This is a genomic window from Bacillus sp. FSL R5-0416 (assembly GCF_037975425.1).
GTDB classification, from domain to species: Bacteria; Bacillota; Bacilli; order Bacillales; family Bacillaceae; genus Bacillus; species Bacillus subtilis.
The window spans coordinates 1,517,069-1,530,987 of record NZ_CP150252.1; the positions used below are offsets into that span (position 1 = coordinate 1,517,069).

The 13,919-nt window shown below is 43.4% G+C and carries 14 protein-coding genes; 10 read left to right on the forward strand and 4 right to left on the reverse strand.

Going from position 1 to position 13,919, the window contains the following annotated elements:
- The 7 genes from NYE20_RS08125 (at position 1) to lepB (ending at position 7,608) form a co-directional block, all read left to right on the forward strand.
- Entirely contained in the window at positions 1-1,134 is a 1,134-nt protein-coding gene (locus NYE20_RS08125) for an efflux RND transporter periplasmic adaptor subunit (protein WP_161621552.1), read from the forward strand.
- Positions 1,135-1,827: an ABC transporter ATP-binding protein YknY gene (gene yknY, locus NYE20_RS08130; protein WP_003232356.1), complete on the forward strand. Its 693-nt coding sequence runs from the start codon at positions 1,135-1,137 to the stop codon at positions 1,825-1,827.
- On the forward strand, positions 1,824-3,017 hold the full coding sequence (gene skiZ, locus NYE20_RS08135) for a sporulation-delaying-protein transporter subunit SkiZ (RefSeq protein ID WP_014479680.1): 1,194 nt from the start codon (positions 1,824-1,826) through the stop codon (positions 3,015-3,017). Before yknY ends, skiZ begins: the two co-directional genes overlap by 4 nt.
- A gap of 279 nt (positions 3,018-3,296) precedes the next feature.
- A complete protein-coding gene (locus NYE20_RS08140; protein WP_014476685.1) occupies positions 3,297-4,052 on the forward strand; it encodes a DeoR/GlpR family DNA-binding transcription regulator in 756 nt (251 codons plus the stop codon).
- Positions 4,049-4,960, forward strand: coding sequence for a 1-phosphofructokinase (pfkB, locus tag NYE20_RS08145; protein WP_032725621.1), 912 nt, complete (start codon positions 4,049-4,051; stop codon positions 4,958-4,960). The genes NYE20_RS08140 and pfkB overlap by 4 nt, the downstream gene beginning before the upstream one ends.
- 14 nt (positions 4,961-4,974) lie before the next feature.
- On the forward strand, positions 4,975-6,882 hold the full coding sequence (locus NYE20_RS08150; protein ID WP_038829599.1) for a PTS fructose transporter subunit IIABC: 1,908 nt from the start codon (positions 4,975-4,977) through the stop codon (positions 6,880-6,882).
- A 144-nt stretch (positions 6,883-7,026) separates the two neighbouring features.
- Positions 7,027-7,608, forward strand: coding sequence for a signal peptidase I (gene lepB, locus NYE20_RS08155; RefSeq protein ID WP_003232348.1), 582 nt, complete (start codon positions 7,027-7,029; stop codon positions 7,606-7,608).
- A 33-nt stretch (positions 7,609-7,641) separates the two neighbouring features.
- Here lepB and NYE20_RS08160 read toward each other — a convergent pair whose 3' ends face one another.
- Positions 7,642-7,911, reverse strand: a complete 270-nt coding sequence (locus tag NYE20_RS08160; RefSeq protein WP_003232345.1) for a hypothetical protein — start codon at positions 7,909-7,911, stop codon at positions 7,642-7,644.
- Between the two features lie 180 nt (positions 7,912-8,091).
- Between NYE20_RS08160 and NYE20_RS08165 the strand changes: the two genes are divergently transcribed.
- Both NYE20_RS08165 and NYE20_RS08170 read left to right on the forward strand, forming a co-directional pair.
- The gene (locus tag NYE20_RS08165) at positions 8,092-9,714 is read left to right on the forward strand and encodes an ATP-binding cassette domain-containing protein (RefSeq protein WP_003232344.1); all 1,623 of its coding nucleotides are present in this window, start codon (positions 8,092-8,094) and stop codon (positions 9,712-9,714) included.
- A 57-nt stretch (positions 9,715-9,771) separates the two neighbouring features.
- Positions 9,772-10,683 (forward strand): ketopantoate reductase family protein, encoded by a 912-nt coding sequence (locus NYE20_RS08170; RefSeq protein ID WP_021479370.1) that lies wholly within the window; start codon positions 9,772-9,774, stop codon positions 10,681-10,683.
- A gap of 33 nt (positions 10,684-10,716) precedes the next feature.
- On the opposite strand, the gene NYE20_RS08175 is transcribed toward NYE20_RS08170, so the two are convergent.
- From NYE20_RS08175 to mreBH, 3 genes are all read right to left on the reverse strand, one after another.
- Entirely contained in the window at positions 10,717-11,949 is a 1,233-nt protein-coding gene (locus NYE20_RS08175) for an aminopeptidase (protein ID WP_003232341.1), read from the reverse strand.
- A 108-nt stretch (positions 11,950-12,057) separates the two neighbouring features.
- Complete coding sequence (locus tag NYE20_RS08180) at positions 12,058-12,192, reverse strand: protein YkpC (protein ID WP_003238865.1); 135 nt, start codon at positions 12,190-12,192, stop codon at positions 12,058-12,060.
- Positions 12,193-12,292: 100 nt separating this feature from the next.
- A complete protein-coding gene (gene mreBH / locus NYE20_RS08185) occupies positions 12,293-13,300 on the reverse strand; it encodes a cell shape-determining protein MreBH (RefSeq protein ID WP_024572115.1) in 1,008 nt (335 codons plus the stop codon).
- Between the two features lie 283 nt (positions 13,301-13,583).
- On the opposite strand from mreBH, the gene abhA reads away from it, so the two are divergent.
- A complete protein-coding gene (gene abhA, locus NYE20_RS08190) occupies positions 13,584-13,862 on the forward strand; it encodes a transcriptional regulator AbhA (protein ID WP_003244728.1) in 279 nt (92 codons plus the stop codon).
- Positions 13,863-13,919: the final 57 nt, after the last annotated feature.

The following is a 13,919-nucleotide window of genomic DNA, read 5'->3' on the forward strand; positions in this document are numbered from 1 at the left end:
ATGAAAAAAGTCTGGATCGGAATTGGAATCGCAGTTATAGTCGCTCTTTTTGTTGGAATCAATATATACCGGTCTGCCGCTCCGACAAGCGGCAGCGCCGGCAAGGAGATACAGACGGGGAGCGTTGAAGAAAATGAAATCTCATCAACGGTTATGGTTCCTGGCACGCTAAAATTTTCAAATGAACAGTATGTCTTTTATGAAGCGGATAAAGGGACATTAGAAGACATTAAAGTTAAGGAAGGCGATAAAGTTAAAAAGGGCACGCCTTTAGTCACCTATACAAATGAGCAGCTGAGCCTGGAAAAAGAACAGAACCAGTTAACGTCTGAATCCAACCGGCTTCAAATTGACCAAATTCAAGAAAAGTTAAAAGCGTTAGGTAATAAAGAAAAAGAACTAGAAAAACAGGTAGGAAAGAAAGAAGCAGAAAAACAAATCGAATCTGAACGGACAGAGCTTCAAATGCAGAAAAAAACAGCTGAAATCGAATTAAAACAAACTGAGCTTCAGCGGCAGTCACTTGCCAACCGGGTGTCAGATTTAGAAGTGAAAAGCGAAATTGAAGGCACCGTTATTTCTGTCAACCAAGAAGCGGCATCCAAAAAGTCAGATATTCAAGAGCCTGTCATACATATTGGCAACCCAAAAGACCTTGTCGTCTCAGGGAAATTGTCTGAATACGATACATTGAAAGTCAAAAAAGGCCAGAAGGTCACACTCACTTCAGATGTAATACAGGGTAAAACATGGAAAGGCACGGTTTCCGCAGTCGGGCTTGTTCCGGATCAGCAGGAGAGCGTTGCGGCACAAGGAACAGAACAGGCGGTCCAATACCCGCTTCAAGTGAAAATAAAAGGAAATCTTCCAGAAGGAAAGCCAGGCTTTAAATTTATCATGAATATTGAAACAGATAAACGGAAAGCAAATACGCTTCCTTCAAAGGCAGTCAAAAAAGAAGATGACCAATATTATGTGTATACAGTAAAAGACGGAAAAGCAAAGCGAGTTGATGTCAAAATCGGCGAAGTGACAGATGACCTGACAGAAATTAAAGAGGGGCTTACCCAAGATGATCAAGTCATTTTGAATCCATCTGATCAGGTGACTGACGGAATGGAAGTGAAATCTTAAATGATTCAGCTTTCTAATGTGCGAAAAAGCTACCAGATCGGAAAGGAAACGTTTGATGTTCTCCATTCTATTGATTTGGACATTCATCAAGGTGAATATGTCTCGATTATGGGGCCGTCAGGATCAGGAAAATCGACGATCATGAATATTATCGGCTGTCTTGATCGGCCGACTTCCGGTACATATCAATTGGACGGCGAAGACATTTCTTCATATAAAGATAAAGAACTGGCGGCAGTCCGTAACCGGTCCATCGGTTTTGTATTTCAGCAATTTCAGCTTCTTCCGCGGCTGAACGCAAAAAAAAATGTCGAGCTGCCGATGATTTATTCCGGGATAGGCAAAAAGGAACGTCAAGAGCGGGCTGAGAGAGCATTGGAAAAGGTCGGGTTAGCAGATCGAATGCTCCACATGCCCAACGAGCTGTCGGGCGGGCAGAAGCAGCGGGTGGCGATTGCGAGGGCGATCGTGAATGAGCCAAAATTGATTTTAGCTGATGAACCGACCGGCGCGCTGGATACGAAAACAAGCGAGGCGATTATGGATCAGTTTACAGCATTAAATGCCGAGGGAACGACAATCGTTCTGGTTACTCACGAGCCTGAAGTAGCAGATTGCACGAATCGGATCGTCATGGTGCGTGACGGAAACATTGTTCCTGCCAGCTCCGGACAAAGGAGTGTGGGAGAATGAGCCTGTTAGAAAACATCAGAATGGCTCTAAGCTCTGTCCTTGCCCATAAAATGCGTTCGATCTTAACGATGCTCGGCATTATCATTGGTGTAGGCTCTGTCATTGTTGTCGTTGCGGTAGGACAAGGAGGCGAGCAAATGCTGAAGCAGTCGATCAGCGGCCCGGGAAATACTGTGGAGCTGTACTATATGCCTAGCGACGAGGAGCTGGCAAGCAACCCGAACGCCGCAGCTGAATCTACGTTTACAGAAAACGATATTAAAGGTTTAAAAGGAATAGAAGGCATTAAACAAGTCGTTGCTTCGACTTCTGAAAGTATGAAAGCGCGTTATCACGAAGAAGAAACCGATGCTACGGTTAACGGAATAAATGATGGATACATGAATGTCAATTCTTTAGAAATCGAAAGCGGCAGAACATTTACCGACAATGACTTTCTCGCGGGGAATAGAGCCGGAATCATCTCTCAAAAGATGGCTGAAGAACTGTTCGATAAAACCTCCCCTTTAGGTGAAGTTGTCTGGATAAACGGACAGCCCGTTGAAATTATCGGTGTGCTGAAAAAAGAAACAGGCTTGCTTTCTTTCGGTTTAAGTGAAATGTATGTGCCATTTAATATGATGAAATCCTCTTTTGGCACAAGCGATTTCAGTAACGTATCATTGCAGGTCGAATCAGCAGACGACATAAAATCGGCAGGAAAAGAAGCAGCACAGCTGGTAAATGACAATCATGGCACAGAGGATTCGTATCAAGTGATGAACATGGAGGAGATTGCGGCCGGAATTGGCAAGGTAACGGCAATTATGACGACGATTATCGGCTCAATTGCAGGTATTTCCCTTTTGGTCGGCGGAATCGGTGTCATGAATATCATGCTCGTATCAGTCACAGAACGGACACGGGAAATTGGAATCAGAAAATCCCTCGGTGCGACGAGGGGACAGATTCTGACTCAGTTTTTAATTGAGTCAGTCGTATTGACGCTGATTGGCGGTCTGGTCGGGATTGGCATTGGATACGGAGGGGCCGGGCTTGTTTCAGCCATTGCGGGCTGGCCGTCACTCATATCCTGGCAGGTTGTATGCGGGGGCGTGCTGTTCAGTATGCTCATTGGTGTTATTTTCGGCATGCTTCCTGCAAATAAAGCTGCAAAGCTTGATCCCATTGAAGCGCTGCGTTATGAGTAGCCTCATGCAACATGCATGAGGTTTTTTTATGTTTAGTGATTTCTACTATGAATATAAAAGACTTTTTTCATTAAAATAAGAAGAAAATGTCGTACAATTGTCCTTATTTTTGTCGAATTTACAGTTTACAAACCCTATAGACATACGTTAATATGGAGAAACGTGAAAGATTTTGATAGTTATTGAATGAATTTGAATGATTTTAGTTGCCTAAACCGAAAATAGCGTTTACAATGAAATTGTATTCAAAATGAATACGTTTTCATTAGGAGGTGAAGCATGCTAACTCCTGAACGGCATCAATTGATTATTGATCAAATAGAAAAGCATGATGTGGTAAAGATTCAAGAGCTTATAAATCTGACTAATGCTTCTGAATCAACAATCAGAAGAGATTTATCGACCCTTGAAGAACGCGGTTTTTTAAAGCGCGTTCATGGTGGAGCGGCCAAGCTTTCCGATATCAGACTTGAACCCGATATGCTTGAAAAATCATCCAAAAACCTTCACGATAAATTGAAAATTGCTGAAAAAGCAGCTTCTCTTTTAGAAGAAGGGGATTGCATTTACCTTGATGCAGGCACGACGACATTGCACATGATTGATTTTATGGATAAAACCAAAGATATTGTCGTTGTCACAAACGGGGTGATGCATATCGATGCATTAATAAGGAAAGAAATTTCTTTTTATCTGCTTGGAGGATACGTAAAGCACAGAACGGGCGCGATTATTGGAGGCGCTTCACTGATTGCCATGGACCAGTACAGATTTGACAAGAGTTTTCTGGGGACAAACGGTGTCCATACAGAGGCTGGATTCACAACGCCGGACCCTGATGAGGCCCTTTTAAAACAGAAAGCGATCAAACAGGCAAAACACGCTTACGTCTTAGCAGACCCTTCGAAGTTCGGAGAAATTTCATTTTCGGCATTCGCCGGAATAGGCGACGCAACAATCATTACGACTGACGCTGAAGAGCTTACATTCGATAATTACCAAGAAAAAACTGTCGTAAAGGTAGTGAAACCATGATTTACACTGTAACACTTAATCCATCTGTCGATTATATTGTTCACGTTGAAGATTTTACTGTAGGAGGCCTGAACCGTTCTTCGTATGATACCAAGTATCCAGGGGGCAAAGGCATCAACGTATCGAGACTGCTGAAAAGACACCATGTGGCGTCTAAAGCGCTCGGATTCGTCGGCGGATTTACCGGAGAATATATCAAAACATTTTTACGGGAAGAAAACCTGGAAACAGCTTTTTCTGAAGTAAAAGGGGATACCCGTATCAATGTAAAGCTGAAAACGGGTGATGAAACTGAAATTAACGGGCAGGGACCGACAATTTCGGATGAAGATTTCAAAGCCTTTTTAGAACAGTTCCAATCTTTGCAAGAGGGAGATATCGTCGTTCTTGCAGGAAGCATTCCATCTTCACTCCCTCACGATACTTATGAAAAAATCGCAGAGGCCTGCAAACAGCAGAACGCACGAGTTGTTCTGGATATCTCAGGCGAGGCTCTTTTGAAAGCAACAGAAATGAAACCATTTTTGATGAAGCCAAATCATCATGAGCTTGGAGAAATGTTCGGCACGACTATTACATCTGTTGAGGAAGCCGTTCCTTATGGGAAAAAGCTTGTAGAACAAGGCGCTGAACATGTAATTGTATCAATGGCCGGAGACGGAGCGCTTCTGTTTACGAACGAAGCTGTTTATTTTGCTAACGTGCCAAAGGGGAAATTGGTAAACTCAGTCGGAGCAGGGGATTCCGTTGTTGCAGGTTTCCTTGCCGGAATTTCCAAACAGCTGCCGCTTGAAGAAGCATTCCGCTTAGGAGTTACTTCAGGCAGTGCTACCGCGTTCTCTGAAGAACTTGGAACAGAAGAATTTGTCCAGCAGCTTCTTCCTGAAGTTAAGGTCACACGTCTATAGAGGAGGAAACACAAGTGAAAATAACTGAGCTTTTAACGAAGCATACGATAAAGCTTAATATTGAGAGCAAAGAAAAAGAAAATGTTATTGACGAAATGGTCACTGTTCTTGATAAGGCTGGAAAGTTAAATGACCGACAAGCCTATAAAGAAGCCATTTTAAATCGCGAAAGCCAAAGCTCCACGGGTATCGGTGAAGGAATCGCTATCCCCCATGCGAAAACGGCAAGCGTTATCAACCCGGCGATCGCGTTCGGACGTTCAAAAGACGGCGTCGATTATGAATCATTAGACGGCCAGCCGGCTCACTTAGTGTTCATGATCGCGGCGACTGAAGGCGCAAATAACACTCACCTTGAAGCATTGTCAAGACTTTCAACGCTGTTAATGCGTGAAGAAATCCGTAAGCAGCTCCTTGAAGCTGAGTCTGAAGATGCCATCATCGACATTATTAATCAGCACGATAAAGATGATGACGAAGAGGAAGAAGAAGAAGAAGCGGCACCAGCACCTGCCGGAAAAGGAAAAATTTTAGCGGTTACTGCATGTCCGACAGGTATTGCCCATACATTCATGGCTGCGGATGCCCTTAAAGAAAAAGCGAAAGAGCTTGGAGTGGAAATTAAGGTCGAAACAAATGGGTCAAGCGGCATTAAGCACAAGCTCACTGCCCAAGAAATCGAAGATGCCCCTGCAATCATTGTCGCAGCGGACAAGCAGGTTGAAATGGAACGTTTTAAAGGCAAGCGCGTACTTCAAGTTCCTGTAACGGCGGGTATCAGACGTCCGCAAGAGCTTATCGAAAAAGCGATGAATCAAGATGCGCCGATTTATCAAGGCAGCGGCGGCGGTTCAGCAGCTTCAAACGATGATGAAGAAGCGAGAGGCAAGTCTGGAAGCGGTATCGGAAACGCGTTTTATAAGCACCTGATGAGCGGTGTCAGCAACATGCTTCCGTTCGTAGTCGGCGGCGGTATTCTCGTTGCGATTTCATTCTTCTGGGGAATTCACTCTGCTGATCCGAATGATCCTAGCTACAACACGTTTGCAGCAGCATTAAACTTTATCGGCGGCGACAATGCATTAAAACTGATTGTTGCAGTTCTGGCCGGTTTCATTGCGATGAGTATTGCAGATCGTCCTGGTTTTGCGCCTGGTATGGTCGGAGGATTTATGGCTACTCAAGCGAATGCTGGATTCTTAGGCGGCTTAATTGCCGGATTCCTTGCCGGTTATGTCGTGATTTTACTGAAAAAAGTATTTACGTTTATCCCTCAGTCACTTGATGGATTAAAACCTGTTTTGATTTACCCGCTGTTCGGTATTTTTATCACTGGCGTATTAATGCAATTTGTCGTCAATACACCTGTAGCGGCATTTATGAATTTCTTAACAAACTGGCTTGAAAGCCTTGGTACTGGAAATCTTGTGTTAATGGGTATTATCTTGGGCGGCATGATGGCGATCGATATGGGTGGCCCGCTTAATAAAGCAGCCTTTACGTTCGGTATCGCCATGATCGATGCAGGCAACTATGCGCCTCATGCAGCAATCATGGCCGGCGGTATGGTTCCTCCGCTTGGTATCGCACTTGCAACAACCATTTTCAGAAACAAATTCACTCAGCGTGACCGTGAAGCTGGTATTACATGCTATTTCATGGGAGCTGCTTTCGTAACAGAGGGAGCGATCCCATTTGCTGCGGCTGATCCGCTTCGCGTCATACCAGCTGCTGTAGTCGGTGCAGCTGTTGCCGGCGGATTAACTGAATTCTTCCGAGTAACGCTTCCGGCGCCTCATGGAGGAGTATTCGTAGCTTTCATTACAAACCATCCGATGCTTTACCTTTTAAGTATCGTGATCGGTGCTGTCGTGATGGCAATTATCCTCGGTATCGTCAAAAAACCTGTTACAGAAAAATAAGAAAAAAAGCGTCCTTGGTTCGAAAGGACGCTTTTTCTTATCCGGCCGGCAGGGAGCGCGGTTAAGTTATGTATTTTATTCTTTTTTATGATAAAGTAAAAGAAGAGAAACAACTGACATAGCAATTGTCTAGGAGGAAACACTTTGACCGAGGAAAAAAATACGAATACTGAGAAAACGGCGAAGAAAAAAACCAATACGTACCTGGAATGGGGTAAAGCGATTGTCATCGCTGTTCTGCTGGCTCTCCTGATCCGTCACTTTTTGTTTGAACCGTATTTAGTTGAAGGTTCATCTATGTATCCCACATTACATGACGGAGAAAGGCTGTTTGTGAATAAAACAGTCAACTATATCGGCGAGCTGAAGCGCGGAGATATCGTTATTATCAACGGTGAAACTTCTAAAATCCATTATGTAAAAAGATTGATCGGAAAGCCTGGAGAAACCGTTCAAATGAAGGATGACACGCTTTATATAAACGGTAAAAAAGTAGCCGAGCCTTACTTGTCTAAAAACAAGAAGGAAGCAGAAAAACTTGGTGTCAGTCTGACAGGAGACTTTGGACCGGTTAAGGTTCCGAAAGGCAAATACTTTGTCATGGGAGATAACCGGCTGAATTCTATGGACAGCCGAAACGGGCTGGGACTGATCGCGGAAGATCGAATTGTCGGCACATCGAAGTTTGTCTTTTTCCCGTTTAACGAAATGCGTCAAACAAAATAAAAACGCCTTGCTGGCCTAGGACAGCAGGCGTTTTTATTTTGAAAAAGAAGCGACCAATGCAATGCATAAAACCGTGATGAACACTGAACCGATAATAGCTAGCACACTGAAGAAAAGGTGAACCTGTTTGTTCTCTTTTCCGCGCTTTTCTAAAAGCCGTTTAGAAAAAATGTGCGAAAATATGTAAATAAGGGCTATGCCTATATATAAGCCGATATCTTTGGCGGTAAAGCCTGTTACGGCAAGGTAAAAGCCCGTAAAAAAGATCAGTAAGCAATATTCAGTAAGTGTTAAAAGCCTCAACGTGTTCCTCCATGAGAGTGTGTAATTTTCCGAGCGGATGCATTCTCTCTCTTTAATTGTAACACAGCTGGCTGGTTTGGGTGTATAAGTGTTTTCTCTCTGTTTTATCAGGGAATCATTTCTCTTGCCCTGCATTCATGGTATACTTTTATTGATGATAGACATGATGGAGGATAATAAATGATTGCTGTAAATAATGTAAGCTTGCGGTTTGCGGATCGCAAGTTATTTGAAGATGTTAATATTAAATTTACCCCAGGCAACTGCTATGGGTTAATTGGTGCAAACGGTGCCGGTAAATCAACGTTTCTAAAGGTGCTGTCAGGCGAAATCGAGCCTCAGACAGGCGACGTGCATATGAGTCCTGGCGAGCGTCTTGCCGTCTTGAAGCAGAACCATTTTGAGTACGAAGAGTATGAAGTGCTGAAAGTGGTCATTATGGGCCACAAACGCCTGTATGAAGTCATGCAGGAGAAAGACGCTATTTACATGAAGCCTGATTTCTCAGATGAGGATGGGATTCGTGCTGCTGAGCTAGAAGGTGAATTTGCGGAACTGAACGGTTGGGAAGCGGAAAGTGAAGCTGCGATCCTGTTAAAAGGCCTTGGTATCTCAGAAGATCTGCACACAAAAAAGATGGCAGACCTCGGCGGTTCGGAGAAGGTAAAAGTTCTCTTGGCGCAGGCATTATTCGGCAAGCCGGATGTTCTGCTCCTCGATGAGCCGACGAACCACTTGGACCTTCAGGCAATCCAGTGGCTTGAAGAGTTTCTGATTAACTTTGAAAACACAGTTATTGTCGTATCCCATGACCGCCACTTCTTAAATAAAGTATGTACCCACATTGCCGACCTTGATTTTAACAAAATTCAAATCTATGTCGGAAACTATGATTTCTGGTACGAGTCAAGCCAGCTGGCGTTAAAGCTTTCTCAAGAAGCGAACAAGAAAAAAGAAGAGCAGATTAAACAGCTTCAAGAGTTTGTCGCTAGATTCAGCGCCAATGCGTCTAAATCTAAGCAGGCTACATCAAGAAAGAAACTTCTCGAAAAAATCACGCTGGATGATATTAAACCGTCTTCCCGCCGCTATCCTTATGTTAACTTCACGCCGGAACGGGAAATCGGAAATGATGTTCTTCGCGTGGAAGGCTTAACAAAAACAATCGATGGCGTAAAGGTGCTTGACAATGTCAGCTTTATTATGAATCGAGAAGATAAAATTGCTTTCACTGGCCGAAACGAACTTGCTGTTACTACGCTGTTTAAAATCATTTCCGGGGAAATGGAAGCTGACAGCGGAACGTTTAAATGGGGTGTTACCACATCTCAGGCGTATTTTCCAAAAGACAACAGCGAATATTTCGAAGGCAGTGATCTGAACCTTGTAGACTGGCTTCGCCAATATTCTCCGCACGACCAAAGTGAGAGCTTTTTACGCGGCTTCTTAGGACGCATGCTGTTCTCTGGAGAGGAAGTCCACAAAAAAGCAAACGTACTCTCCGGGGGAGAAAAGGTCCGCTGTATGCTGTCGAAAGCGATGCTTTCTGGCGCCAATATTTTAATTTTGGATGAGCCAACTAACCATTTAGACCTAGAGTCCATTACAGCGCTCAATAACGGCTTAATCAGCTTTAAAGGCGCTATGCTGTTTACTTCCCATGACCATCAGTTTGTGCAGACCATTGCCAACAGAATTATAGAAATTACACCTAACGGCATCGTCGATAAGCAAATGAGCTATGACGAGTTCCTTGAAAATGCTGATGTGCAGAAAAAATTGACTGAACTATACGCGGAATAAAAAAAGCAGAGATTTCTCTGCTTTTTTTGATACCTAAATATGAAAGGAGATCACAACATGAAATTTTTGGTTGTCGGAGCAGGTGGAGTAGGTGGGTATATTGGCGGACGGCTTTCGGAGAAAGGAAATGATGTGACATTTCTCGTGCGCCAAAAACGAGCTGAGCAGCTGAAAAAAACCGGGCTTGTCATCCATAGTGAAAAAGGGAATGTATCATTTCAGCCCGAACTAATCAGTGCCGGAGAAACAGGGCAATTTGATGTCGTTATCATTGCTTCTAAAGCATACTCGCTTGGTCAAGTGATAGACGATGTCAAACCATTTATCCATCAGGAATCTGTCATTATCCCTTTTTTAAATGGGTACCGCCACTATGAGCAGCTATTTGCGGCATTTTCAAAAGAACAGGTGCTGGGCGGCCTGTGTTTTATAGAAAGTGCTTTAGACAACAAAGGAGAAATTCATCATACGAGCGCATCGCATCGTTTTGTATTTGGAGAATGGAACGGCGAGCGTACGGAGCGGATAAGAGCGCTTGAAGAGGCATTTTCAGGTGTGAAGGCTGAAGTCATCATTAGCGGGCATATCGAGAAGGACATTTGGAAAAAGTATCTCTTTATTGCAGCGCAAGCGGGGATCACAACGTTATTTCAACGACCGCTTGGCCCAATCCTCGCCACAGAAGCCGGACGTCACACGGCTCAAACTCTTATTGGGGAAATTTGCGCTGTTTTACGAAAAGAAGGTGTTCCGGCTGATCCGGATCTTGAGGAAGAGAGCTTTCGTACGATGACCAGCATGTCTTATCATATGAAGTCCTCCATGCTTCGGGATATGGAAAACGGCCAAACGACAGAAGGCGACCACCTGCATGGATTTTTGCTTGAAAAAGCTAAACGTTTATCTCTCGCTGCACCAGTATTAGAAACAGTTTATGCGAATCTGCAAATGTATGAAGCAGAAAAATAAAAAAAGGAGGCGGAAAAGCCTCCTTTTATTTACTTAAAAAGCCCAATTTCCGTTTCTGAAGATAGGCTCTCTTTTCCCGTCTGCCGTAATTCCGTCAATATTCATATCCTTAGAACCGATCATAAAGTCCACGTGTGTAATGCTCTCATTTAGGCCTTCTTTGACAAGCTCTTCACGAGACATCTGCTTTCCGCCTTCAATATTAAAGGCATAGGCGCTTCCGATCGCCAAATGATTTGACGCGTTTTCATCAAACAGCGTGTTATAGAAAAGAATGTTTGATTGTGATATAGGCGAATCGTAAGGAACAAGTGCCACTTCACCTAAATAGTGAGAACCTTCATCTGTTTCCACCAGTTCTTTTAAAATATCCTCACCTTTTTCAGCTTTAATGTCGACTATACGGCCATTTTCAAACGTCAGGGTGAAATTTTCAATAATATTTCCGCCGTAGCTTAATGGTTTTGTGCTTGATACCACACCGTCAACCCCGTCTTTTTGCGGCAGCGTGAACACTTCTTCTGTCGGCATATTGGCCATAAACTCATGGCCGCTTTCATTCACGCTTCCCGCACCTGCCCAAACATGCTTCCTAGGCAGCTTAATTGTTAAATCAGTTCCTTCAGCTTGATAATGTAAGGCAGCGTAATGTCTCTCGTTCAAATGGTCAACTTTTTCATGAAGATTTTGGTCATGATTGATCCACGCCTGAACCGGGTTGTCTTCATTTACGCGCGTCGCTTTAAAAATTTCTTCCCACAGAAGGTGGATCGCTTCCTCCTCTGATTTGCCAGGAAACACCTTGTGAGCCCAGCCTGCTGATGCCGCACCTACGACAGTCCAGCTGACTTTGTCTGATTGAATATATTGTCTGTATGTATGTAATGCTTTGCCTGCTGCTTTTTGGAATGCCGCAATCCGTTTGGAATCTATACCTTTTAGCAAGTCTGGGTTTGACGACACAACAGAAATGAAAGCAGCTCCATTTTTGGCAAGCTCTTCTCTGCCTTTTGCTTCCCATTCAGGATATTCTTCAAATGCTTCAAACGGCGCTAGTTCGTATTTTAATTTGGCGACTTCGTCATCCTGCCAATTCACGGTGACGTTTTTTGCGCCCTTTTCATATGCGTGTTTTACAATTAAACGGACAAAATCCCGAACGTCTGTTGAAGCATTTACGACTACATACTGGCCTTTTTGAACATTAACGCCGACTTCTACCGCCAGCTGTGCATATGTATTTAATTTCTGTGAAAATGAATCCATGAATCATTCCTCCAAGCTTTTTTCTCATCATATCAAATATGATCCTATAAAGGAAAGAAGGAGCCCAAAGTGAAAAACCCAAAACGACACGTCTTGGGTTTTTCAATATTATGGATGATTCAGTTTTACAGTGCCGCCTGCAGGCGAATGAGGCATATTTGCCAAAGAAATGCTCATGCCTCCAAGAATAATTCCGCTTAAAATGGCTGCGATCGCTACTCTTCTTCCTAAATCTCTTAGCATCTGTTTCCTCCTTAACGTTTCTCCATTTCCCACAATATGAAGGAAGTGAGGAAAAAAGAAGCAAGAAATTTGCCGCGTGTGAGAATTTTGCGGGTAAAGACTATTTAATTGCCTTTTGCAGCTTATCAATCACTTCTAAAGAACGGCCTGTGCCGATTGCTACAGATTCAAGCGGGTTTTGCGCCACGTGTACAGGCACGACAATCTCTTCTGTGAGCCATTCTTTAATTCCATTAAGGAGCGCGCCGCCGCCTGTTAAAATAACGCCGCGATCAACAATATCTCCGCTCAATTCAGGCGGACAGTCCTCAAGTGTCGCTCTGATGGCTTCAAGAATATGCAGGAGGGATTCACGCATTGCATCTTGAATTTCGTTGGATTGAAGCATAATGGTTTTTGGAAGACCTGTCACGAGGTCGCGTCCCCGAATTTCCATTGCCTCTGGTATATGTTCAATCAGAGCATGGCCAATTTCCATTTTTACCTGCTCAGCTGTGCGTTCGCCGATCAGCAAATTGTATTTTTTACGGACGAAAGAAACGATATCCTCATCAAGCTGGTCTCCGCCGATCCTGATAGAATGGCAGGAAACAACGCCACCGAAGGAAATAATAGCGACCTCTGTCGTCCCTCCGCCGATATCTACTACCACATTGGCAACCGGCTCATCAACCGGTAAATCCGCTCCGATGGCAGCTGCGACTGGCTCTTCGATTAAATGAACGTTTTTCGCGCCGCAATTTTTCACTGCGTCACTGATGGCGCGGCGTTCTACTGCTGTTGAGCCTGACGGTGTGCAAACGACTACGTTCGGTTTTCTGAACGACATGCCGATGCTTTTTGCGGCTTTTTTCATAATGTGCTTTAGCAGATCAGTTGTCATATCATAGTCTGCGATCACGCCATCTTTCATCGGTCTGACAGCGACAATTTTTCCCGGTGTTTTACCGATCATGTTTTTCGCGTCAGCTCCGATTGCAAGCACTGATTTTGTCGTCGTATCCACTGCGACAACAGATGGTTCATTTAGGATAATCCCTTTATTTTTGCTGTAAACAAGTATATTAGCTGTTCCTAAGTCAATCCCGATTTCAGTTGATTGAAACATGTTTTCACCCAATCTCTATCCTAATTTAATATGATTCTACATTTAAAGTTTCTCAGAAATACTGCGATTTTTGGGGGTGTGCGTCGGTAAAGAAATGTTTTTGTAAAAAATCAAGGAACTGTGTAACAGAAGTAATACATTTTTCGGTTTTATGGAAAAAATATCTTGTAATTCTTATAGAAAGCGGGAAACTTTTTCAAAGTTTCATTCGTCTACGATATATTGAGGTACATCCTTAAAACATTACATGAGAAAAGAAACATTTAAAGGAAGAAGGGTTTTTATGAAATCAATAGGTGTTGTGAGAAAAGTAGATGAATTAGGCCGCATTGTCATGCCGATTGAGTTGAGACGGGCATTGGATATTGCCATAAAAGACAGCATTGAGTTTTTTGTTGACGGAGATAAAATTATCTTGAAAAAGTACAAACCTCATGGCGTTTGTTTAATGACTGGAGAAATCACTTCAGAAAATAAAGAATACGGCAACGGTAAAATTACGCTAAGCCCTGAGGGTGCACAGCTGCTTCTCGAAGAAATTCAAGCCGCTTTAAAAGAATAAAATTATGCTAAAAAAGGCGGAGCGATATCATCTCCGCCTTTTTTGCGTATCAATTTT

What these genes read in the sequence shown, in the direction of transcription:
- NYE20_RS08125 (WP_161621552.1), top strand. Translation starts at nt 1, where the DNA reads ATGAAAAAAGTCTGGATCGGAATTGGAATCGCAGTTATAGTCGCTCTT.
- yknY (WP_003232356.1), top strand. Translation starts at nt 1,135, where the DNA reads ATGATTCAGCTTTCTAATGTGCGAAAAAGCTACCAGATCGGAAAGGAA.
- skiZ (WP_014479680.1), top strand. Translation starts at nt 1,824, where the DNA reads ATGAGCCTGTTAGAAAACATCAGAATGGCTCTAAGCTCTGTCCTTGCC.
- NYE20_RS08140 (WP_014476685.1), top strand. Translation starts at nt 3,297, where the DNA reads ATGCTAACTCCTGAACGGCATCAATTGATTATTGATCAAATAGAAAAG.
- pfkB (WP_032725621.1), top strand. Translation starts at nt 4,049, where the DNA reads ATGATTTACACTGTAACACTTAATCCATCTGTCGATTATATTGTTCAC.
- NYE20_RS08165 (WP_003232344.1), top strand. Translation starts at nt 8,092, where the DNA reads ATGATTGCTGTAAATAATGTAAGCTTGCGGTTTGCGGATCGCAAGTTA.
- NYE20_RS08170 (WP_021479370.1), top strand. Translation starts at nt 9,772, where the DNA reads ATGAAATTTTTGGTTGTCGGAGCAGGTGGAGTAGGTGGGTATATTGGC.
- NYE20_RS08175 (WP_003232341.1), bottom strand. Translation starts at nt 11,949, where the DNA reads ATGGATTCATTTTCACAGAAATTAAATACATATGCACAGCTGGCGGTA.
- NYE20_RS08180 (WP_003238865.1), bottom strand. Translation starts at nt 12,192, where the DNA reads ATGCTAAGAGATTTAGGAAGAAGAGTAGCGATCGCAGCCATTTTAAGC.
- mreBH (WP_024572115.1), bottom strand. Translation starts at nt 13,300, where the DNA reads ATGTTTCAATCAACTGAAATCGGGATTGACTTAGGAACAGCTAATATA.
- abhA (WP_003244728.1), top strand. Translation starts at nt 13,584, where the DNA reads ATGAAATCAATAGGTGTTGTGAGAAAAGTAGATGAATTAGGCCGCATT.